Below are 21,927 nucleotides of genomic sequence, written 5' to 3'. Positions count from 1 at the left end.
TGTCAAGAACTTTTTTGAAGTTTTATTCGATAAAATCAAGTTTTAAAAACAGTTTTTTTAAATAACCTCAGTTATGTTATCACAACATAACTTATCTGTCAATAATTTTTTGACTATTTTACTGAATGATCTTTTTTGAACACATAGTAATATATCAATATCAATTCAGAAAGTCAATAAGAAAAATACTATTTTATCAATATACTCAAATACTTATCATTTATATTTGTTCATTATTTGTTTTTAATTTTTTATTGTTTTGCTCCTTCCGTCTATATCAAGCCTTCTAAAATTTTCATTAACAAATTGCTGCTTTTTTCTATTTATGCTTTTTTTTGCTAGAATGAATAGTAAAGTAAATAGTAACATTCTAACTCTGGAGGAATAATCTATGAAAATATTAATTGCTGATGATGACAAAGAAATTGTTGAATTACTAAGTATCTATGTTCACAATGAGGGATATGAAGCAGTGAAAGCTTATGACGGGAAAGAAGCTTTATCAAAGATACGCACAATTCCTGAGATTGAATTATTGATTTTAGACATCATGATGCCTGAGATGGATGGAATGCAAGTAGTGAAAGAATTACGAAAAGAATCACAAGTTCCTATTATTATGCTCACAGCAAAAACAACAGACATGGATAAAATTAAAGGCCTCGTTGCTGGCGCTGATGATTATGTCACCAAACCTTTTAATCCTTTAGAAGTCATGGCAAGAGTGAAATCCTTACTTCGTCGGACTAAAATGCAGATTACACCTAATCAACCTGATATATTAGAAGTTAATTCTTTAATTATTAATAAAGATTCTCATGAAGTAAAAACAATTGATGGCAAAGAAATCCAGTTGACTGCCTTGGAATTTGGAATTCTTTATTTGTTAGCGAGTCACCCAAATCGCGTGTTTAGCGCAGATGAAATATTTGAACGGGTATGGAAACAGGAAAGTATCGTTTCCGCTAAAACTGTTATGGTGCACGTTAGTCACTTAAGAGATAAGATTGAAGAAGCAACGGGGGGGGAAAAAGTCATCCAAACTGTTTGGGGAGTGGGCTATAAAATTGAGGCAAGATAAAACAAGAGAAACAGAAAAACGTCGACGAATTGATTTAACTTCTAAGGAAATAAGTGAGTTGTTGGCAGAAGGGATTATTACTATTATCTTACTTCTTCTATTAAATGTCGCTATTTTAGTTATCCTTAGTACAGTAATTAGTAGTTCTCCTTCTCTGACAAATGCCATTTGGGATTCAAAAAATATTTTTGCTAAACGTTTAAACAGTGATTTATTTTGGAATGGGCGAAATTTTCTCATTCCCCTTTTCTTTCTTTTAGACGTAGGTGTATTATATTGGCGTCTTATTCGTCGCTACCGACAAATGCAGCTGCGCCACATTATTAGCGAACTTCACTATATAGCCAACGGAAACTACGACCATCGAATTCCTTTTGAGTTAACGGGAGACCTTAGCCGTGTGGTAAGCAGTATCAATGGGTTAGTTGATAGTACCGTTGCTGCTATTGAAGATGAACGTAAAATTGAAAAATCAAAAGATGAGTTAATTACAAATGTTAGCCACGACATTCGTACACCGCTAACGTCTATTATAGGTTACTTAGGTTTAATTGAAGACGGACAGTATCAAACAAAGGAAGACTTGTTAAAATATACTCATACTGCTTACATTAAAGCAAAACAAATGAAATCTTTAGTAGATGACTTGTTTGAATATACAAAAGTAAGACAACCGGCTGTTCCTGTGAATTTTTCGGCTTTTGATCTTATCCAGCTAATTGAGCAATTGGCAGCTGATTTTGAATTAGAAGCAGCAAAAAAAAACATCCAAATTTTGGTATCTTCTAAAATCGAAACGTTGACTATGGATGGTGATGCCGAAAAATTAGTTCGCGTTTTTAATAATTTGTTGACAAATGCTTTAAAATATGGAAAAGGTGCAACAAAAATCATCATAGAAGTCGAAAAAATTGGTTCAGAAGTTGTAGCAACTGTTAAAAATAACGGTGCCATGATTCCTCAAGAAGCAATTGATAATCTTTTCGATCGCTTTTATCGAGTGGAAGAATCTCGCTCCCAAGAAACTGGAGGAACGGGGTTGGGTTTAGCTATTGCCCAAAGTATCGTCGCTTTACATGGCGGTTACATTTACGCTAAATCAGATCATCAGTGGACTTGTTTTATTATGCATCTTCCTATTAAACGAAATGAAAAGTCTTGAATAGGTTGACGAAATCTAAAATATTCGATATTCTTATTGTGATCGTTTATATTTTGTGGAGCACTGAACCTAGTACATTTTATTTTTTTCTAGAGAGCTGATGGTTGGTGTAAATCAGTAAAAAATAATTTGGAATTTCCAGTTCTTTTAGGTGCATCTTTCGAAATAAGAAAGGTCGGTAAAGCAGCCGTTATCTGTTAACAAGAGCAGCATGTTCATTTGCTGAACTCGGGTGGTACCGCGAATGTTAGACTGATTCGTCCCAAGCACGTTAGGGATGGACTCAGTCTTTTTTTATTATATTTAAGGAGGATTAATGATGTTAGATGTAAAAATGATACGCCAAAATTTTGAGTATGTTCAAGAAAAACTAGTGACCCGTGGTGTAAAAAAAGAAACCTTAGCTGAATTTATAAAACTTGATGAAAATCGTAGAGAATTATTGGTGAAAAGTGAAGAGTTAAAAAAATACCGTAATGATGTTTCTGCTGAAATTGCACAATTAAAAAGAATGAAAGAAGATGCTTTTCCTAAAATTAATGAAATGAAAGAAGTCGGTGGCACTATTAAAGCGCTTGATGAAGAAATCGCACAAATAGATGAAAAGTTAAAGCAAGTGGCTACGACTTTACCAAATTTACCTGATGACTCCGTACCCGTTGGAAAAGATGAGGAAGATAATGTTGAAATTCGCCGCTGGAATGAGCCTCGAAATTTTTCATTTGAACCTAAACCCCATTGGGAAATTGCAGAAAATCTTGATATTTTAGATTTTGAAAGAGGCGCAAAAGTTTCTGGCAGCCGTTTTGTTTATTACAAAGGACTAGGTGCTCGCTTAGAACGTGCTGTTTATAATTTTATGTTGGACCAGCATATCTACGAACATGGATATACAGAAATGATCACGCCTTATATCGTTAATAGTCGTGCTATGTACGGAACAGGACAGTTTCCTAAATTTAAAGAGGATGTGTTTCAACTAGAAAACACTGATTTAACGCTAATTCCAACCGCCGAAGTTCCATTAACAAATTACTACAATGACGAAATTTTGAACGAACAAGATTTACCTATTTACTTTACTGCTCTTAGTCCAGCTTTTCGTTCTGAAGCAGGGAGTGCTGGGCGCGATACTCGTGGATTGATTCGTTTGCATCAATTTAATAAAGTTGAAATGGTTAAATTTTCTGATGACGTACATTCTTATGATGAATTGGAAAAAATGACAAGAGATGCAGAAGATATCCTCCAAAAACTCCATTTACCTTATCGTGTGGTGGCTCTATCGACCGGCGACATGGGCTTTTCAGCTGCTAAAACTTATGACTTAGAGGTATGGATTCCTGCACAAGAAATGTATCGTGAAATTAGTTCATGTTCAAATTGCGAAGATTTCCAAGCTCGTCGCGCAATGATTCGCTATCGTGACGCAAATGGTAAAATTCATTTCGCGCATACTTTAAATGGATCTGGACTAGCAGTAGGTCGAACAGTTGCAGCTATTCTTGAAAATTATCAAAATGAAGATGGTTCAGTAACCATTCCTGAAATTCTTGTTCCTTATATGGGTAATTTAAAAGTAATTAAGTAAACAGATAAATTAATTGAAAAGATTACACAGAAAATAAATGAACAATGATAGTATTTCTCAAATGTTTGAAATATATTTCCGTCAATAATCAATTCTTTTTACTAATTAATTATAAGAAGCATTTTATAAGTAGAAAGTGCGTTTTTTGCTAAAAAGAACGCACTTTCTACTACTTCGATAACATGAAATAAATTGAAAAACTAAAGGTATTAATGAGTCTTTAGGCTATTTCTTTTAAAAATATAGAAGCATTATGTCCGTCAAAACCGACTCCATTTAAAAGCACAAAATTTGTTCGATGGAGGATTTTATAATTAGGAGTACAATTTAAGTCGCAGTAAACATCTGCTTCTTTCAGATTAATCATTGACGGTAAAATATCATGAAACATAGCTTTTAAGCTAATAATTGCTTCACTTCCTCCAGCTGCTCCTAATAAGGATCCTATCACAGACTTTGTAGAGCTAATGGAATTGCTCCGTTTGTTTTCCAAAAATTTTTTTAATGCTTGATTTTCACTAATATTACCGATCTTATTGCCTGTAGCGGCGTTTAAATAATCAATTTCAGCCATGCTAACATTTCCCAACTCAAGAGCATTTTGCATCATAACTAGTTCCTTTAGAATGTGGCGGCGTCATATGATAGACAGCAAAAAGCAACCCATATCCAATAATTTCACCTGAAGTTTTCACACTGCGTGATCTTGCATGTTCAACTTCTTCTAAAAAATCAATTCCAACCCCTTCCGACATGAAAAAAACCCTCTCTGTCTTTATCAAAAAGCTTTGAAGCTAAAGTAGATTGATCATTCTTTTTATAGCGCTTTCATATTGCAGTATCCAGCGTAAGAAATTAGTGTAGTTGAAGCTTCTGTCCCACCTACAAGAATGCTTCACTTAATCCGTATTTAACTTAAGAAATGCTTCGCCTATCACTTGATTACCGTAGTACAAGCTGAAATAGGACATATTGTTACATCTTGAAGGCCAATTTTAATGGAAATAAAATACTTGCCATGTTTCCTATTGTTTTCGGTATTGTTAAAGGAGAAACTCGTCGACTTCCTCTTTTTTCAAGAGTCTTTTGATTTTTAATTAATGTATGAAATCTCCTATTCCTGTATCAACAATAACACCACATTTTATTAAATCAAAATTTTTAGAAGCAAAGTGCATCATCGAAAGACTATTGACTGCAAAATAAGTAAAACGATTCGTTTGTTTTATCTCTCTTTGATTAAGGTATTATTAATCGCATAATTATCGATAATTCCGCCAATTCTTGTTAGCGACCCATTAAATTATTCTGTTTCTATTTTTTTATTCCTGAAATTCCCTGACTCACGTTTGACCACAATTCTTCTATGTTTTTATCAGAAGAAGAGATGATCCCTATACCTGTTATCACTACTCTTTTCATTATAAATAACTTCCTTATCTTTGCTAATTTTTTAAATAAAGAATTAGAAAACTGCCCCTCTTATTTACGAATAAAAATAACTGTTAAAAAAGGTTGTAAAAACATTGACAGACAATGCTTTTACAACCTCTCTATGCTATAACATCAAATTAGGATTCTACTGAATAATTGGGTGCTTCTTTTGTAATTTGAACATCATGTGGATGTGATTCTTTTAAGCCGTTTCCACTCATTTGAATAAATTGTGCTTCCTCACGTAATTGTTTTAAATTACCTGCGCCAACGTATCCCATGCCAGATTTCAATCCACCAATCATTTGGAAAATGATGTCTGCCACACTTCCTTTATAAGCGACACGACCTTCAATTCCTTCTGGAACCAATTTATTCGCTTCATTTACGCTACCTTGAAAGTAACGATCTTTTGAACCTTTTTCCATTGCGCCTAGTGATCCCATTCCGCGGTAAGTCTTGAAGCGACGACCTTGGAAAATTTCAAATTCACCGGGTGACTCGTCTGTCCCCGCCAACATACTTCCTAACATTACTGCATGTCCGCCCGCAGCCAACGCTTTTACAATATCACCTGAATACTTGATTCCTCCATCAGCGATAATTGCTTTTCCATATTGACGGGCAACAGAAGCTGCATCATAAATTGCAGTTAATTGTGGTACGCCAACGCCAGCTACCACTCGAGTTGTACAAATTGAACCGGGACCAATCCCAACTTTTACAACATCAACTCCGGCATCATATAATGCTTTTGTTGCTTCTGCTGTAGCAACATTTCCGGCAATCAATGTAGTCTCTTTAAATGTCGAACGAATTTCTTGGATTTTGCGAATCACACCAGCACTATGCCCATGAGCAGTGTCAATAACGATGGCATCCACTCCAGCATCAATTAGCGCTTCCGCCCGTTCAAAGGTATCACTTGTTACACCAACTGCTGCAGCTACTAGCAAACGTCCGTGTTCATCTTTGGCTGCATTAGGAAATTCGATGACTTTCTCAATGTCTTTAATTGTGATTAAACCACTTAAACAGCCTGAACTGTCAACAATAGGTAATTTTTCAATCTTATGTTTTTGCAATATTTTTTCTGCATCTTTTAGAGAAGTACCGACTGGAGCTGTCACTAAATTTTCTTTTGTCATCACTTCATTAATTTCAATATGATAGTCAGTAACAAAGCGCATATCACGGTTAGTGATGATCCCTACAAGCTTTCTATTTTCTAGAGTTTCAACAATGGGTACACCACTGATGCGATACTTACTCATCAGTTCTTCTGCATCAGCCGCTAAATGCTGCGGAGTTAAGAAAAATGGGTCAATAATTACCCCGCTTTCAGAACGTTTTACTTTGCGCACTTCCTCCGCTTGCTGACTAATAGACATATTCTTATGGATAACACCTAATCCCCCTTGTCTAGCCATTGCAATAGCCATTTTACTATCCGTAACTGTATCCATGCTTGCACTAATAATAGGAATATTCAACTTAATATTTTTTGCTAATTGTACACTCATATCCACTTCGTTTGGTAGCACATGACTTTCTGCTGGTATCAATAAGACATCATCGAAAGTTAGCCCTTTTTTCGTGAACTTTGTTTCCCAGTTGGACATTTCTAGTACCACTCCTCTAGTTTAGTTTATCTATTAAAATAATCGATTTTTTCTATGAAGTCAACAATCTTCTCACAATCCTTTTATTTTCTAAGAATATCCTTATTGTTATCGTTTTCACAACGGTTTGTAATTGTTCATTTCATTGACTATTTTTATTATATATCTGAACCACCTTTTCCTAAGAAACTTTGTTTAAATAGCTCACATAACAGCAAAAAATAAGACATCATTTTTTAAAAAATGATGTCTTATTTTTTAGGAACAGACAAACTTCCTATGATGCCATATTTTTTCTTCATGTAATAGCGCAATGCTAATGAAGCAGCTCCAATAATGACAATAATTGCTGGATCTAGTAAAGGGTTCATTATAGGAGGCAGCAAGGTTGTAGCAGAAAACGCCATTACCCAGATTAACGTTGTTCCACCTAAAATAAGCAATGTTTTCCCCATACCTGGCTTTTTACTGCGATCTGCTCCTGGATACTCATATTGGTAAATATATTTATACATGAGATAAAATACCCATCCACCGACAGCAGAACCAAAGACAAGTGTAGATATTCCATAAGCCGGGGTTGTTCCACGTGAAAACAATCCAGTAATAGCGATCATAATGCTTAATAATCCTAATAATAATAAAGTATTATCTAACCACATCAAAACTGGTTTAGTGTTCACTTGAACTTCTGTTGGTTTATTAATGATGGCTTCTGTTCTTTCAGAAACCGTTCCAAACAATTGTCTTGCTGTTTTCCCACCTTTTTGTTCAGAGACTAAAATCGGAAGAATATCATGAAGTGCCTTTACTTTTTCTGCTTCAGATAAATTAGCAGCTTCTAAAGATTTTTTTAAGTCAAATATATATTGTTGGTTTCTTTTCGTTAATTTTTCTTCTAACCTATTATTTTCTTTTACTATCTCACGTAATTGTTCTGATTCCATGATCCAAATAGTCCTCCTTAGCCGTTCGTCTAACGGTTGTCACAAAAGACATTTTAACATACTATACATACAGTTTGATAGCCCTTTTATACATTAAAACGAAATAGCATTACATCACCATCTTGAACGACGTAATCTTTCCCTTCAAGTCGAACACGTCCCGCTTCTTTTGCAGCATGCATGTTTCCATAATGATTTAAATCTTCAAAAGAAACCGTTTCAGCACGAATAAACCCACGCTCAAAATCAGAATGAATGATGCCGGCTGCTTGAGGAGCTTTAATTCCTTTTTTGAAAGTCCACGCACGAACTTCTTGTTCCCCAGCAGTAAAATAAGTCGCTAAGCCTAAAAGCGCATAAGCTGCACGAATAAGTTGATCCAATCCCGATTCTTCAATCCCTAAAGCTTCTAAAAATTCAGCTTTGTCTTCTTCATCTAATTCAGCAATTTCTTCTTCCGCACGAGCACTGACGACGATCACTTCGGCATTTTCTTTTGCTGCAAAATTGCGTACTTCTTGAACGTAATGATTAGTATCACTTTCTGCTACTTCATCTTCTGCTACATTTGCTACATACAAAATTGGTTTAGTTGTTAATAAGAACAACGATTTAACGATTTTTTGTTCTTCTTCAGTAAATTCAATAGAACGAGCCGAACGTCCTTCTTCCAAAACAGGTTTGATTTTATCTAAAACAGCTAGTTCTGCAACGGCAGCCTTATCCTTAGTTTTAGCTACTTTTGCCACACGTGTATAGCGCTTATTAATTGATTCCAAGTCAGCCAAAACAAGTTCTAAATTGATGGTGTCAATATCTGCCAACGGGTCAACGCGTCCTTCGACATGCGTGATATTCTCATCTTCAAAACAGCGCACCACATGGCAAATCGCATCCACTTGTCGAATATGACTTAAAAATTGATTTCCTAAACCTTCTCCTTTACTTGCTCCCTTAACAATCCCAGCAATATCAGTAAATTCAAACGTGGTAGGAATAGTTTTTTTAGGATGAACAAGCTCAGTCAAACGTTGCAAACGCCAATCTGGTACTTCAACCATTCCTACATTTGGGTCAATCGTTGCAAAGGGATAGTTTGCTGCTTCTGCTCCAGCTTTAGTAATTGCGTTAAATAAAGTTGATTTTCCTACATTAGGCAAACCAACAATTCCAGCAGTTAATGCCATAATTTATTCACTCTTTCTCTATATTTTTTTCTAATATTTTCTTTAATTTCTTTTCAAATTCTCGGCGAGTCATCATGACAATATGTCCGCAATTGGCACATTTAATTTTGATATCAGCACCCATGCGAATAATTTCCCAGCAATTTGCCTGACAAGCATGTGGTTTTTTCATTTCAACAACATCGTGTAAATCGTACATAAAGTCTCCTCCTTTTAGTCATAATTCTTTAAGAACGGATCCCTCGTCTTTTTTGACATTTACTTGTGCATTCATAAGATTTTATTTATTTTTCTTAAGGATATCCAATACTTTTACAGCTTTTAAGGATAACAAATATTACTTCTTTTTTAAATTAAGTTCAAAAAAGAAAAATATGAGAAACTACCCTCAAATTTTCATTCATAATCCTTAAGAAAACCATACAATTTACAACAATCACTCAAAAAACTAAAAAATGTGAAAAGCGCTTTTCCAGTTTTCTATATTTAAATCAACATGCATTTTTATATCTTACGGATAGATGATATCAAGCTTTAGCGTTTTAACATAAAACTGTCTATTCAAATTGAAGCTACCAATACTTTCACATTTTTTACTCTTCATCAAATTGAATATTAAGTATATCAAGAATTCTTGTCAAATCATTTTGAGAGAGATACTCAATCTCAATTTTTCCTTTGCCATCTTTTTCTTGAATAGCAACATTCGTACCAAATTTATCCATTAAACGATCTTCACTTTCACGGATATAATAAGGTTTTTCCTTTGCCAAACGGGGAATTTTTTTCTTTTCTTTTCCGTTATTTTCATTTAATTGTGATACCATTTGCTCTAATTGGCGAACTGTAAGATTTTCCGTCACTGCACGGTTAGCTAACTTTAAAATCAAGCTCTTATTTTTTAAACCTAAAAGAGTTCTTGCTTGCCCCATTGAAAGACGTTGATCTTGAACCATTTCTTTAACTAAATCTGGCAAAGTCAATAAACGCAAATAATTTGCGATATATGGCCGGCTTTTGCCTAAGCGACTAGCAACTTCTGCTTGTGTTAATTTAAGATTTTTCATCAGCATGTTGTAAGCCTCTGCTTCTTCTAGCGGATTTAAATCTTCTCGCTGCAAGTTTTCTAAAACAGCCACTTGCATCATAGCTTCTTCATCAAAATCACGAACAATAGCTGGAATCGTTGCTTTTTCTGCTAATTTTGAAGCACGAAAACGCCGTTCACCCGCAATAATTTCATACCCTTTTACTGCAGATCGACGAACAATAATTGGTTGAAAAACACCAGATTGCTCAATAGAATTTGCTAATTCTTGTAACGACACCTCTTCAAATGTTTTACGTGGTTGATAAGGATTAGGACGTAATTCATTTAAAGGCAACTGAACCACCGTTTCATCTTTTACATCAATCGCTTCTAAGCATTCTAAATCTTGAAATAACGCATCAATCCCTCGACCTAATCCTTTACTTTTTTTCACGACTAACCACTTCCTTTGCCAATGCTTGGTAAACTTCAGCTCCTCTAGAACGTGGATCATAATCAATAATCGGCATCCCATGACTTGGTGCTTCTGAAAGACGAATGTTTCTTGGAATAATCGTCTCGTAAACTTTTTCACGGAAATATTTCCGTACTTCTTCTACCACTTCATTCCCTAAATTAGTTCTGGCGTCATACATAGTAAGTAAAACTCCTTCAATTTCCAATTCTGGATTGAAATGTTTTTGAACCAAACGAACTGTATTTAGCAACTGGCTTAATCCTTCCAATGCGTAATATTCACATTGTACAGGAATCAAAATAGAATCGCTCGCTGTAAATGAATTAATCGTAAGATGCCCTAAAGAAGGCGGACAATCAATCAATATATAATCATATAATTCAGTTACTTCAGCTAATGAACTTTTCAGCCGAGATTCTCTAGCCATCATAGAAGTTAACTCAATTTCTGCTCCTGCTAATTGAAGAGTAGCAGGCACGATACTCAAATTTTCATGTTCCGTCACAAGAGTTGCTTTTGAAATCGGTCTTTCATTAACCAATACATCATAAATATCTTGGAGAACATCTGGTTTACGAATACCTACGCCACTAGTTGCGTTACCTTGTGCGTCCATGTCCACTAACAAAACTTTTTTGCCAAGGCTAGCTAAACAAGCACCTAGATTAACTGTAGTGGTTGTTTTACCAACACCGCCTTTTTGATTTGCAACAGATATTATTTGTGCCATTGCCTTTCCTCCTACTTAATTGGTTGCTTATTTGGCAAACCGGGTTTTCTTGGGTACTTTTTAGGTGTCGTTTTCCTCTTTTGCATGACAAGGATATGTCGTTTATCTGTAATTTTAGGCAGCTCAATCGTATATTCTTTAATGAATTTACCGCCTAAAACTTCAATCGCCTGTTTTGCTTCTGTTAATTCTTCTTCACTTTTTGCTGCTTTTAACGCATAAAAATAACCTTCTTGTTTTACTAACGGCAAACACAATTCTGCTAAAACATTCAATCGTGCAACTGCACGCGCCGTAACACAGTCAAAGGAAGCACGAAATTGCGGATTTTGTCCAAAAGTTTCTGCACGATCGTGATAAAGATTAGCAGAAATTTCAAGTTCTTTCGTTAATTCATTTAAAAAAATAAGTCGTTTGTTCAATGAATCAACAATCGTAATCTGTAACTCAGGGAATGCAATTTTTAATGGAATACTAGGAAAGCCTGCGCCAGAACCCACATCACAAAGAGAAAAAGTGGGTGAAAAATCAACGTCAAATGCTAATGTCAAAGAATCATAAAAATGCTTCAAATAGACGTCCTTTTTTTCTGTAATTGCTGTTAAATTCATTTTTTCATTCCATTCAACTAACAACTGATAATAACGTTCAAATTGACTCATCTGTTGATCAGATAAATGAATGCCTTTATCTGTTAATATTTGGTGAAATTCTTCTGGTGTCATAATTAATCCTTTCATTGTGAAACAGTTATTGTTTCACGAAATCTCTTCTTACTTTAACGCAAAATGAATCGAGTTGCAATCTTTCTACAAGTAAATTTAAAGAAGGTAGTGAATAATTTAGCGATGAAGATTTAGGCTTATTTTTAAAATTGAATGAACAATATTTCAACTATTCCAATAAAATAGCATTTTCAACAAATTATTCAGTTTATATTAAATAAAGTCTAAAAAATATAAAGTTCACAGATTTCTTAAATACTTTTGTAAAATTCCTAAATTTTCTATTTTGTATCTTTGTTGAAATACCACCAATATTTTATTGACGTAAGTTATGTAGTTGCTTTATACTTTGTGTGTAACCAATTAGGAAAAATGAGGAAAAATGAAAAATAAATTACTCATAAGAATAATTATAGGAGCAATACTTACTAGTTTCATTTACCTTGCAGGACTTGAGATTGTATCAGCAGATGGACTTAGCGAAAAAGTATAAATAATTAAAAATGATAAAATGCTTGGTTTAGAAAAAGAGTTAAATTCACCACAAGTTAAACTAGCTTTACACTCAAAGGCAACGAATCAACAAGCAATGTTTGATTATTTTGCTAAAAAATATGATGGAGCTCAAGTTACTTATGTTGGTGGTAAGGCTACAGATGTCTCCGAAACTTTTTATGTTGGCGGTTACGATGTTTTTGTTAGCAATAAATCTGCTCTTAACTATTGTCGAACGCAATTAGCAACAACAGCTACTTTATTACAAGCAAATGGAACATTAGGCGGTGCCTTACTTGAAGGTCCTGCTGGCACATTGATTGGTTTATTAGGAGCAACAATTTTAGCTGGTCGATTTAAAGAGGGAAGTCATACAATGAGAAATTGGATAAATGTAGATTCATCTAAAGGTGGAAGCCAAATGACTTTAACAGAAGAGTTTCTTATCGCCACTTTAAATACAACTTCCTAAAGTCCTATTAAACCTTTGTGAACATGAATTTTCTAAAAGCTTTAAATATTAGTGTTTTTATTATAATTATGTTCTTATACTATTTCTTTCATTTAAAAACAGGAAAAACTAGTTGGAAAACAGCCACTTTACTCTTTGTTTTTCTAACAGTGAATATCCTGTATATTTTATTTAATCTATTTTGAACTTTTATCTATACTGTATATACACTAAACAAATATAGTGCTCCTTCTGAATTAGATCTTTTTCTGATTCTAAGAGGAGCACTTTCTATTCAAACGTTATTGTCTTTTATCAATTTATTTTCCTATATCTAGTTTTTTTCGCACGACATTTAGATAATGCTGTAGCCCAACAGTCATTAACCAAGCAGCACCTAAGCCAATAAAACTGCCTATAACGATCCCTAAAAAACGATACTCGATCAAAGAAATCAAGTAAGCTCCGCGAACAAGTGTAGACAACATTAATGCCATCGGATTAAGAAAGATATTGGCTACTGCATAATTTCTAGCAACCAAAAATTGTGAGATACCGTAAAGAAAAGTAATTAAAAAAATCGTTTGCAGTTGAGTGAACGGTACAAAGGATAACACAGCCGAGACACACAAGCCACCCATTGATCCAATCAAGTATTGGACTTGCCGTTGCTTCATCGCAGCTAAATTTTCAGCTAAAAGAATTGAAGCACAAGAAAGAGTCAACCAATATGGATTGTGCAAACGCAGCCCATGGCTAACATAAACAGAAAGAAATAAGGCTGCACCATAAAAAACAGAGTCAATGATTACCAGCGGTTCTTCTTGAAATCTTTCTTTTAAAGACGCCCGTTCGATTTCTTGTTCCGGACGTGAATCAAATAATTTTGTAATTATTGCAGCAATCAACGAAAAAATGACGCCCATAAAAAAATAAAGCGACACCATCGGCAATTCAATAATCGGCAAATTCATACTCGTTCCCATAGCAGAAAGCATAGCAAAAAATAAGCCACCCGGTTTTGAAATATGGAACAATCGTAAAACGAATCTGCTGGAAAATGCGACAAGCGCTACAGCAAAAGGTTCAAGCCATAACACATAGGTCGATAAAATTCCTAATACAAAAGAAAACAAAAGGCCGCATCCAATAAAAAACATACGTTTTAATAAATTTTTCATCGGTATATTTTGATAGTAGAAAAAAGTAAAGATGCCTAATGAAGAAAAACTTGAAATCAAAAAATCATGATTTATGTAACCCAACCATAATACAACAAAAATAAGAAGCATTAGATTCATGATCCGAAAAGGGTTATCCTGAATTTTATTAAAACGAAAATAAGTTTGAAACAATTTATCGCACCTTTCTAATAATTAATTTTTTTCAATAAAATGAGCTATAAAGATGATGCATTTTTTTGTTTTCCGCCAACATTATCTAGTATACTAATTATTTCTTTATTTTTCATAAAAAGTAGTATTTTTTTATTTTTTCGTTTCCTAGAAACTCTTCTAAAAAATAAAAAAACCACATTTTAAAAGAAAAGTTTCCATTTAAAAAAGAGAAGAAAACTTTCATAAAGATGCGGTTTACTATCCATCTCATTTAAATCATAAACATTTATATCTTTACACATATTACCTAAATAATTGTTTAAAAATAGAAACATTTTTAAATGACTTTTTAAACGTTTCAACAGTACGTTATAACTTAAAGAATCGCCGTAACACTTATATTATGGAGACTGAAATAACTCAAGACAAAATAACTGAATTTTTTCTAACACATATACCTTTCTAATTCATAGCATTCCTTAGGTATTCAAATATTTTATTCATGTTTCATATGAAACACAACTAGGATCATTCAGCCTTTTCAGAAGACATTTTCGCAATCTTCCCTTGTTCGATATAGACTCAAATCACTCTATCACTAGGTATCAAACGGAGTCAAAAACATCAAATTTGACCTGTTAAATGGTCATTGAATAACATTTAAAATCAATAAAACGGAATCAAAAACGCTGAGAGTAAAAAAATATACAGCCCCATAGGTAAAGTGCCATAGGGCTGTATATTTTTTATTTCAGATTACCTGAAATGATTCCAATTACTTTTTATCTCATTTTTTCCTACTAGTTAGTATCAAATACTCTCCTATTTTCTCAATAAACTATTTTTGACTATATGGTATCTGAAACAACTAAAACCTTGCTGTTACAGCAAAAAATTACTTTATCCCCTTTTCATTTCAGATACATTTCACTTAAGCGGATTCCAAAAAAACAAAAGAAAAAGGAACTCCTAGTTAGTTTATGCTTTCTAAAAGTTCCTCTTGAGATACGGTCATATAACAACGGGGTGAGGTAAATGAATGAAAAAGATGGAAGAAGCATTATTCAATAGCTTTCTTAAATACTTCGTTATAAAATGTGAACAAGTAAAAAGACATCTATCCCTATTTTCTACACTTCCACTTGACTACCATCTTTGAATCGTACAATTTTCTTAACTCTTCTCGTTTACCTCAATTCATTTTCAAGTGGAATCAACTCATCATCTAACATTTTCCGCCATGCTCGCTTCATTTCTTGTGGGTATTTAAATGGCTTCGCTTCTGGATGTTTGGCTTTATATCCTTCGTAATTCTTACTGTTGATAATTGCTTTCATATTTGTAATTGGATCTTCACCTGGCATATATTGCAGATTAGAAGCATGTAATTCTTTCTCAGAAACAAACCACTCATTGGAAAAGGCATGAATCAAATCATCACTTGCTTGTGTAAAATAGCGACGTTTAATGACAAAAATATCTTCATTGCTGTCTAAAGTCCCCACATCAAATGCATTTAAAATTTGTCGGTAAATTTCTTTGACTCCTTCTGTTTTATTCAATTTAGTCAAAGCTTTTTCAATTTCTTCTCGTGCATCTGAACTATTCGCAGCATAAGTTCCTAGTAATTGATCAATATAAGTAGAATCAATATTATACAACTTAGCGGTATTTTCACTATAAAATTCGATCGTTGAAAAATCTTCTCCCTCTTTTTCTGGTTCTTCCTCCATCAATGAACCCTTCACGGTCTCATATACACCAATTTGTTCTTCCAAAAGTTGAATTTGATTGTTCAAAGTTGGAGATTTCACCATATCATCATTGTAATCGTCATAAGTCACTAACGATTCATAAGCACGATTTAATTCTTGAAATGCTTTGACATATTCGATACGAGTTTCAATTGGCGTATGTTCATCAATGGATTCCATAGATGAAACCTCCTTTAACTTACCATATGCCTGCTTGAATCTTTTTTTGGATTCCTGATAACTTGGATAAATCAAACCCGATTCTTCTTTAGCTTCTGAATACAGTTTTGTCGCATCCTCGATATTCTTCTCCATTGTCGCTGGCTTACGAAACGTCACAATCAATCCTTTTGTCTTTTCAGGATACGTACGGTTCGTACGTGAAAAAGCTTGGATCAATCCTGCATACTCTAGATTACGATCCACAAATAGGGTTTGAATCGTAGGGGCGTCAAAACCTGTCAATAGACGATCCACTACAATCACTAAATCGATTTGTTTCCCAAATTGTTTGAATTCCGCTCTTTTTCGTGCCAAACGATTATTGATATCTCCGTTATAACGCTCAATGTCTGCTAATAACCAGGCGGTATCATAATACTGATTATATTCCTCAATAATTTTTTGCATTTCTTCTTGTTGGACACTTGAATCTCGGCTATTTTCTTCTAAGGAATAAGTAATAGCGATCCTTGGGAAATCAGGATCCTCCATCGTTCGTCCTTCACGAATGGGCTGATTGGGAAACTCTTTTGTTAACCAATCAGGCTCTTTCGTCATCTCTTTGATGGCTCGATAATACTTTTTGGTCATGTCAATGGAACTCGTGGTTAAGATTGCAGACTTCGTCGGCCGACCATTTCGAAAATCAAATTTTGTATAGGCATTATCTGGACGGAACATTTTATGAATGACTTTTTGGATATGTTCATCTGCTTCAAAAACAGCAGGGTCCAAATAACTTTCTTTTTTGACAGGCTCCATTTGATCGATCATACGATTGATCTGTTCCGGTGAATAATCTGCATATGTTTCTACTTCTTTTAATTTCCGATAGATTTTATTCTCTAATGAAGTCGGCTCCACGGTGTTTTCATGCTCTACTTGAAATCCTAAAACAGAGCCATCTTCTAGCGCATTCTTAATGGTATAGGTGTGCAAGACCTCTCCATACTGATCATGGGTTGTACGTGCCAATTACCCTTTGGCTTGTTTCCGATTCTCAGGGAAAATTGGTGTACCTGTAAAGCCAAACCAAGTGGACTTCGGAAACATTTTTTTGATTTCTTCCATATTTTCAGCACTTAACGCTCGATGACACTCATCTACTACAAACACGATATGTTGTCCCATTAATTTTTGGAAGCAATTGGTTCCTTTTTTCTCTTCTTGTTTCTTTGCATATTTCAACGCCGCATCTAGCTTTTGACGGGTTGTAATAATCACAACATTTGCATTAGCATCTGCCAATAGGGTTTCACTTAATTCTTTGGCACTTCCTGTTCCAACAATCAAGCTATTCGCTTTGGCGTTCCCGGAAGAAATCCCAGTATTAAATTCCGAAGCAAATTTCGTAAACTCTGTGGTGGTTTGATTATCTAAATCTTTGCGGTCCACTAACATAATCGTCCGATCGATCCCCGATTTTCGTGCTAAAAGCTTAGTAGATACAAAACTAGTCAACGTCTTTCCTGAACCAGTCGCATGCCACACATATCCTGATTGATGTTTATTTGCAGCAATAAACAAGGCTTGAATCGCATGCACTTGATAAGGATGTAACACCATCAGGGTTTATTATCTTGATCTTCACTGACAATCGTATAATCCGCAATCAAGCGATGAGCATCCGGGATATTTAACACTTGTTTACAAAACTCATATAAGTTTTCTACCTTTTTATTGTCTTTCGTTCGCCAACTAAATAAAAACTTTGCATGCAAGTCTTTCGGTAACGCATTTGCAAAATACCGGGTCGTTTGTTCATTTGAAACCACAAACAACTGTAAGGTCGAAAAGATATTGTTCCGAAACATGCCTTCTCCTGCATATTTTTTGATTTGATTAAACGCCTGATAAAAACCATCTTTTGCGGTTACTTGTTTCAACTCGATTTGGACAATCGGTAATCCATTGATCAATAAGGTGACGTCAAAACGTCGATCCCGTGCTTCTATGTTACTTCCACGTTTTGCAATTTGATGGACCACTTCATAAGTAGAGATTCCTCCACCAATGTCTTGATTGGAATAAAGAATGAGCGAGACAGACCCCAATTGTGGATCTTCCCGTTCAAACGTGATCCGAGCCATTCCATTTTCACCTTTTAACCATTTCGCAGCATCAAATGGGGTTTTCGTTCGTAGCAGTAATTCTGTTTTGATCGTTTCAAATTCTTTATCAGTCAAAGGAGAATCATTCAGTTCTGCTTGATTATTTGAGATGATTTTTTGGCGTAAATTACCCCAAAGATCTTCTTCTGATTTTAGATCCGGACGATACGTCCACTGATTATGTCCTTCCTCCAGTACACGAATCAATTGTTCTTCGACTTCCGCTTCCTCACGGTGACTCATTTTCATTTATCTTCCCTCCCTAGACAAACATCTTTTGTAAGAAGCCTTTTTTCGTTTCTTTTAGTAAATCTAATTCGCGCTCATGAAGGGCAATAGTATTATCAAGCCTCTCAAAAAATGCAGCAATCTGTTTCTGTTCCTCAATGCTAGGAACCATTATCTTGACTAATTTTAGTGTTGGAAATTTCAAATTCCATGTGTCAGATGTCAGGCCTTGTGAATTTCTCTTGAATGTTTGAATCATGTCATATCGCTTAAAATCATACGCAAAGAATTTTGAATCAGTTCCTTCTTTAGGAATAATAACAGTATATGCAGGGCTTAGAATCCCCTCATAAGAAGAATATCCGCTTGCGCCTTGCCACATCCGCATTGAATTATACGCAATATCACCAACTTCAACTTTCTTGTAATTTGATTTATTATCACTAGAATTATCTTTTCTATCAAGTTCACTTGCCTTTATAACTCCTGAGTTAATTGTAACCGAGATAAGCTCTCCCTCACTACTACGTTCTGATCGTTCAGAGAAAACATCTCCCAATTTCCGCTCTTCCCAATCTTTCGTAAATCCAGGAAACCGAATTTCTGGCACTTTTGCTCCGTTTTTAGGGAACATTTTTTGTAAGAATCCTTTTTTCGTTTCCTTCAGCAAATCTAACTTACGTTGATGAAGAGCGATAGTGTCGTCGAGTTGTTTAAAGATCCAATCAATTTTATTTTGTTCTTCAATTTTTGGCATCAATATCTCTAAGCTGTTCATTACAGTTTGACTAACATTAAAACGAGTGCTACCGCCGGCTTTTCTTTCTATTTGTTTTCTATTGACAGAGTTTAATGAGAGTTCAACGAAGTGTGGATTAAATTCTTTTATTTTCTTTCCACGAATAGAAAAACCGCTGTATAAAGCATATTCCTCCTCTAAATAAGCCTTAGCCCATCCTACTTCTTCCGATATCTCAGATGATCTAACAAAGACTAAATCTCCATTTTCAACTTTATTTTTTAATTCAACTTCTTTATCAACCTCAACTGAATTTCGAATAGATGCATACTGTATTGGTTGCTCATCAAGAATATCCATTACGCTAATCATCTTTCGACCTTTACCGTAATTCTCTTTTGGAGCATTTATACCATTTGAAAATGACATCAAGTCAGATAACTTACGCTCTTCCCAATCTTCCGTAAATCCTGGAAAACGGATTTCTGGTCGTGTATCATTGCTCATGCTTAAACACCTCCAGCGCACCTTGCAACCACGCTTCATTTTCAGGTGTTGTTTGCAGGGAAGAGATAGCTTCTAAAAGTTCTTTTTCTAGCACATGCTGTTCTTGTCGTATCTTCTTGATGTCATTTCCAACATGAACCATATCAATTGGTTCTTCTTCTTCGAAAGTATCTACATAGCGAGGGATATTTAAGTTATAGTCATTTTCTTTGATTTCTTCAAAGGTTGCTAAATGGGCATATTTATCGACATCTTTTCTCTCTGCATATGTTTCGAGGATTTTTTGAATGTTTTCTTCCGATAATTTATTCTGATTTTTTCCTTTAACAAATTCTCGACTAGCGTCAATGAATAACACATCTCGAGTTTGACGATTCTTCTTCAATACAATAACCGTCGTTGGAATCGATGTACCAAAAAACAAGTTCGCAGGCATGCCAATCACGGCGTAAATACTGCCGTCTTCTAATAATTTTTGACGAATGACCCCTTCTGCAGCGCCACGGAATAAAACCCCGTGTGGCAAGACGATGGCCATGGTACCTGTTTCCTTCAAATGATAGAAACCGTGAAGAAGAAACGCAAAATCTGCTTTGGATTTTGGCGCTAATTTTCCATAACGATTAAAGCGAGAATCATCTAAAAAGGTAGTATCTGCTGACCATTTAGCTGAATAAGGTGGGTTCATCACTACTGCATCAAATGTGTAAGGTTCATCTGTTGGCCAGTCCTTATTCAACGTATCCCCATTGCGGAGATTCATTTCTTCGGCATCTATCCCATGTAAAATCAAGTTCATTTTTGCTAGATTGTATGTCGTTGTATTTAATTCTTGCCCATGATATTTAACGTTATCTGGGTGAGTTAAGTAGTTACGTACGTTTAACATCAATGAACCTGAACCCATCGTTGGATCAAAAACACTAAAGAAAGGGCGTTCTTTTTGATCGAGCGTTACGATTTGTGCCATCATATCAGAGACCATGTGAGGCGTATAAAATTCCCCTGCTTTCTTCCCTGCTTCTGAAGCAAATTGACTGATCAGAAATTCATACGCATCCCCGATCACGTCCCCATCGTGACTTAAAACTTCCACGTCATTCAATTTCTTAATGACTTCGGTAATCGTTACATTTCGTTGTTGCTCATCTGTTCCTAGTTTTTTTGATTGGAGATCCACATCATCAAATAACCCATTAAATTGATTGTAAGTAGATGACAATTGCACAAAGGCTTTGTTTAGATCATTCAATTGGAACGTTGCTTGTTTTGCTTATCCGCTAAGACGTTGAAAAGATGCTCTGGCGAAATCGCATACCCCAAAATATCAACGATTGTTGCAATCAGATCTTCTTTTGATTCTTCATCTGAAAGTAATTCACGATACAACATTGTTTGCTTACTGTATCATATTCCTCTAAGGATTCATCTGCTAAAAGAACCACTTGTTCCAACAAACGGTCGGATAAATATTTATAAAAAATCAGCCCCAATAAATAATTTTTATATTCTGACGCATCCATTTTACTACGGAGATTATCTGCCGCACTAAATAACTTCTGATTTAATTCTGCACCCAAAAGATACACCCCTATCTCTTATTTAAAGTTGCTATATACCCTCTTATTTTAGCATACTCAGTTTTAGAAAAAGAAAAAAACTTATTCTTGGTAATAAACCACGTGATGGATATTCTTAACAATTCATCTAACGATTTGAAATCGCTAGATGAACGCTAGACTCCTCTTACGTTGCTTGACATAACTTAGACTAGATCGTTAACTTAAAGGAGGTTTTTAACACAAAAATAGCCGTACCCTTTGTTTTGGATACGGCTATTTGTATTGCCCATTTAAGTGTTGGACCACGGCAGGCGTGAATTTCCTTGTACTCAACTCCTATCGATGTCATACTTGTAAAATCTCCACAAGCAAAAAAAAACAAAAATAGTAAAACTACATAGAATTAATAATACATTTTTTCATAACTATCACCTCTATATAACTACACAAAAATTCACGAAGAATTAGTCAACTTCACTTTGTCTCACTAAATCAATGTTCCATAGCCGCAGTTATTCCTAATTACTAAAATCA

General features: G+C 34.8%; 16 protein-coding genes, 2 pseudogenes and 1 other annotated feature. Of the genes and pseudogenes, 4 read left to right on the top strand and 14 right to left on the bottom strand.

Annotation, left to right across the window (positions count from 1 at the left end; translation table 11 throughout):
• The first annotated feature begins 391 nt into the window (after positions 1–391).
• From croR to serS, 3 genes are all read left to right on the top strand, one after another.
• Complete coding sequence (croR, locus tag RV14_RS02465) at positions 392–1,081, top strand: response regulator transcription factor CroR (RefSeq protein ID WP_071854740.1); 690 nt, start codon at positions 392–394, stop codon at positions 1,079–1,081.
• A complete protein-coding gene (locus RV14_RS02460; protein ID WP_071854739.1) occupies positions 1,068–2,243 on the top strand; it encodes a sensor histidine kinase in 1,176 nt (391 codons plus the stop codon). The genes croR and RV14_RS02460 overlap by 14 nt, the downstream gene beginning before the upstream one ends.
• Before the next feature lie 63 nt (positions 2,244–2,306).
• Positions 2,307–2,511 (top strand) — a binding site (T-box leader).
• Positions 2,512–2,562: 51 nt separating this feature from the next.
• On the top strand, positions 2,563–3,834 hold the full coding sequence (gene serS, locus RV14_RS02455) for a serine--tRNA ligase (protein ID WP_071854738.1): 1,272 nt from the start codon (positions 2,563–2,565) through the stop codon (positions 3,832–3,834).
• A gap of 220 nt (positions 3,835–4,054) precedes the next feature.
• Here the strand turns inward: serS and RV14_RS12545 are convergent, their stop codons facing one another.
• The 10 genes from RV14_RS12545 to rsmG all read right to left on the bottom strand — a co-directional run bounded on the left by RV14_RS12545 (position 4,055) and on the right by rsmG (position 11,987).
• Positions 4,055–4,444, bottom strand: a complete 390-nt coding sequence (locus RV14_RS12545) for a beta-ketoacyl-[acyl-carrier-protein] synthase family protein (RefSeq protein WP_245785440.1) — start codon at positions 4,442–4,444, stop codon at positions 4,055–4,057.
• Positions 4,425–4,589 (bottom strand): hypothetical protein, encoded by a 165-nt coding sequence (locus RV14_RS12540; protein WP_245785439.1) that lies wholly within the window; start codon positions 4,587–4,589, stop codon positions 4,425–4,427. The genes RV14_RS12545 and RV14_RS12540 overlap by 20 nt, the downstream gene beginning before the upstream one ends.
• 559 nt (positions 4,590–5,148) lie before the next feature.
• The gene (locus RV14_RS12840; RefSeq protein WP_281245789.1) at positions 5,149–5,256 is read right to left on the bottom strand and encodes a beta-ketoacyl synthase N-terminal-like domain-containing protein; all 108 of its coding nucleotides are present in this window, start codon (positions 5,254–5,256) and stop codon (positions 5,149–5,151) included.
• Positions 5,257–5,405: 149 nt separating this feature from the next.
• Positions 5,406–6,890 (bottom strand): IMP dehydrogenase, encoded by a 1,485-nt coding sequence (gene guaB, locus RV14_RS02445; protein ID WP_071854737.1) that lies wholly within the window; start codon positions 6,888–6,890, stop codon positions 5,406–5,408.
• 251 nt (positions 6,891–7,141) lie between these two features.
• On the bottom strand, positions 7,142–7,837 hold the full coding sequence (locus tag RV14_RS02440) for a DUF1129 domain-containing protein (protein WP_071854736.1): 696 nt from the start codon (positions 7,835–7,837) through the stop codon (positions 7,142–7,144).
• An 86-nt stretch (positions 7,838–7,923) separates the two neighbouring features.
• Positions 7,924–9,024 (bottom strand): redox-regulated ATPase YchF, encoded by a 1,101-nt coding sequence (gene ychF / locus RV14_RS02435; RefSeq protein ID WP_071854735.1) that lies wholly within the window; start codon positions 9,022–9,024, stop codon positions 7,924–7,926.
• A gap of 7 nt (positions 9,025–9,031) precedes the next feature.
• Positions 9,032–9,223, bottom strand: coding sequence for a DUF951 domain-containing protein (locus RV14_RS02430; protein ID WP_071854734.1), 192 nt, complete (start codon positions 9,221–9,223; stop codon positions 9,032–9,034).
• 394 nt (positions 9,224–9,617) lie between these two features.
• Complete coding sequence (locus RV14_RS02425; protein WP_071854733.1) at positions 9,618–10,508, bottom strand: ParB/RepB/Spo0J family partition protein; 891 nt, start codon at positions 10,506–10,508, stop codon at positions 9,618–9,620.
• The gene (locus tag RV14_RS02420) at positions 10,495–11,262 is read right to left on the bottom strand and encodes a ParA family protein (protein ID WP_071854732.1); all 768 of its coding nucleotides are present in this window, start codon (positions 11,260–11,262) and stop codon (positions 10,495–10,497) included. Before RV14_RS02420 ends, RV14_RS02425 begins: the two co-directional genes overlap by 14 nt.
• A gap of 11 nt (positions 11,263–11,273) precedes the next feature.
• Complete coding sequence (gene rsmG / locus RV14_RS02415) at positions 11,274–11,987, bottom strand: 16S rRNA (guanine(527)-N(7))-methyltransferase RsmG (RefSeq protein ID WP_071854745.1); 714 nt, start codon at positions 11,985–11,987, stop codon at positions 11,274–11,276.
• 511 nt (positions 11,988–12,498) lie between these two features.
• Here rsmG and RV14_RS02410 point away from each other — a divergent pair.
• A complete protein-coding gene (locus RV14_RS02410; RefSeq protein WP_071854731.1) occupies positions 12,499–12,954 on the top strand; it encodes a hypothetical protein in 456 nt (151 codons plus the stop codon).
• A 299-nt stretch (positions 12,955–13,253) separates the two neighbouring features.
• On the opposite strand, the gene RV14_RS02405 is transcribed toward RV14_RS02410, so the two are convergent.
• From RV14_RS02405 to RV14_RS02385, 4 genes and pseudogenes are all read right to left on the bottom strand, one after another.
• Positions 13,254–14,288, bottom strand: coding sequence for an FUSC family protein (locus RV14_RS02405; RefSeq protein WP_071854730.1), 1,035 nt, complete (start codon positions 14,286–14,288; stop codon positions 13,254–13,256).
• 1,169 nt (positions 14,289–15,457) lie between these two features.
• A pseudogene (locus RV14_RS02395) lies at positions 15,458–18,606 on the bottom strand (type I restriction endonuclease subunit R).
• Positions 18,607–18,619: 13 nt separating this feature from the next.
• Positions 18,620–19,831, bottom strand: coding sequence for a restriction endonuclease subunit S (locus RV14_RS02390; protein WP_071854728.1), 1,212 nt, complete (start codon positions 19,829–19,831; stop codon positions 18,620–18,622).
• Positions 19,821–21,411, bottom strand: a pseudogene (locus RV14_RS02385) (type I restriction-modification system subunit M). The gene RV14_RS02390 and the pseudogene RV14_RS02385 overlap by 11 nt, the downstream one beginning before the upstream one ends.
• Positions 21,412–21,927 lie beyond the last annotated feature (516 nt).

This window comes from Enterococcus ratti (genome assembly GCF_001886195.1).
Taxonomy (GTDB): Bacteria; Bacillota; Bacilli; order Lactobacillales; family Enterococcaceae; genus Enterococcus_B; species Enterococcus_B ratti.
This window is presented reverse-complemented; position numbering and strand designations above follow the sequence as displayed.

Coding starts and splice junctions, on each gene's coding strand:
- croR (WP_071854740.1), top strand. CDS start 392: ATGAAAATATTAATTGCTGATGATGACAAAGAAATTGTTGAATTACTA.
- serS (WP_071854738.1), top strand. CDS start 2,563: ATGTTAGATGTAAAAATGATACGCCAAAATTTTGAGTATGTTCAAGAA.
- RV14_RS12545 (WP_245785440.1), bottom strand. CDS start 4,444: ATGATGCAAAATGCTCTTGAGTTGGGAAATGTTAGCATGGCTGAAATT.
- RV14_RS12540 (WP_245785439.1), bottom strand. CDS start 4,589: ATGTCGGAAGGGGTTGGAATTGATTTTTTAGAAGAAGTTGAACATGCA.
- RV14_RS12840 (WP_281245789.1), bottom strand. CDS start 5,256: ATGAAAAGAGTAGTGATAACAGGTATAGGGATCATCTCTTCTTCTGAT.
- guaB (WP_071854737.1), bottom strand. CDS start 6,890: ATGTCCAACTGGGAAACAAAGTTCACGAAAAAAGGGCTAACTTTCGAT.
- RV14_RS02440 (WP_071854736.1), bottom strand. CDS start 7,837: ATGGAATCAGAACAATTACGTGAGATAGTAAAAGAAAATAATAGGTTA.
- ychF (WP_071854735.1), bottom strand. CDS start 9,024: ATGGCATTAACTGCTGGAATTGTTGGTTTGCCTAATGTAGGAAAATCA.
- RV14_RS02430 (WP_071854734.1), bottom strand. CDS start 9,223: ATGTACGATTTACACGATGTTGTTGAAATGAAAAAACCACATGCTTGT.
- RV14_RS02420 (WP_071854732.1), bottom strand. CDS start 11,262: ATGGCACAAATAATATCTGTTGCAAATCAAAAAGGCGGTGTTGGTAAA.
- rsmG (WP_071854745.1), bottom strand. CDS start 11,987: ATGACACCAGAAGAATTTCACCAAATATTAACAGATAAAGGCATTCAT.
- RV14_RS02410 (WP_071854731.1), top strand. CDS start 12,499: ATGCTTGGTTTAGAAAAAGAGTTAAATTCACCACAAGTTAAACTAGCT.
- RV14_RS02390 (WP_071854728.1), bottom strand. CDS start 19,831: ATGAGCAATGATACACGACCAGAAATCCGTTTTCCAGGATTTACGGAA.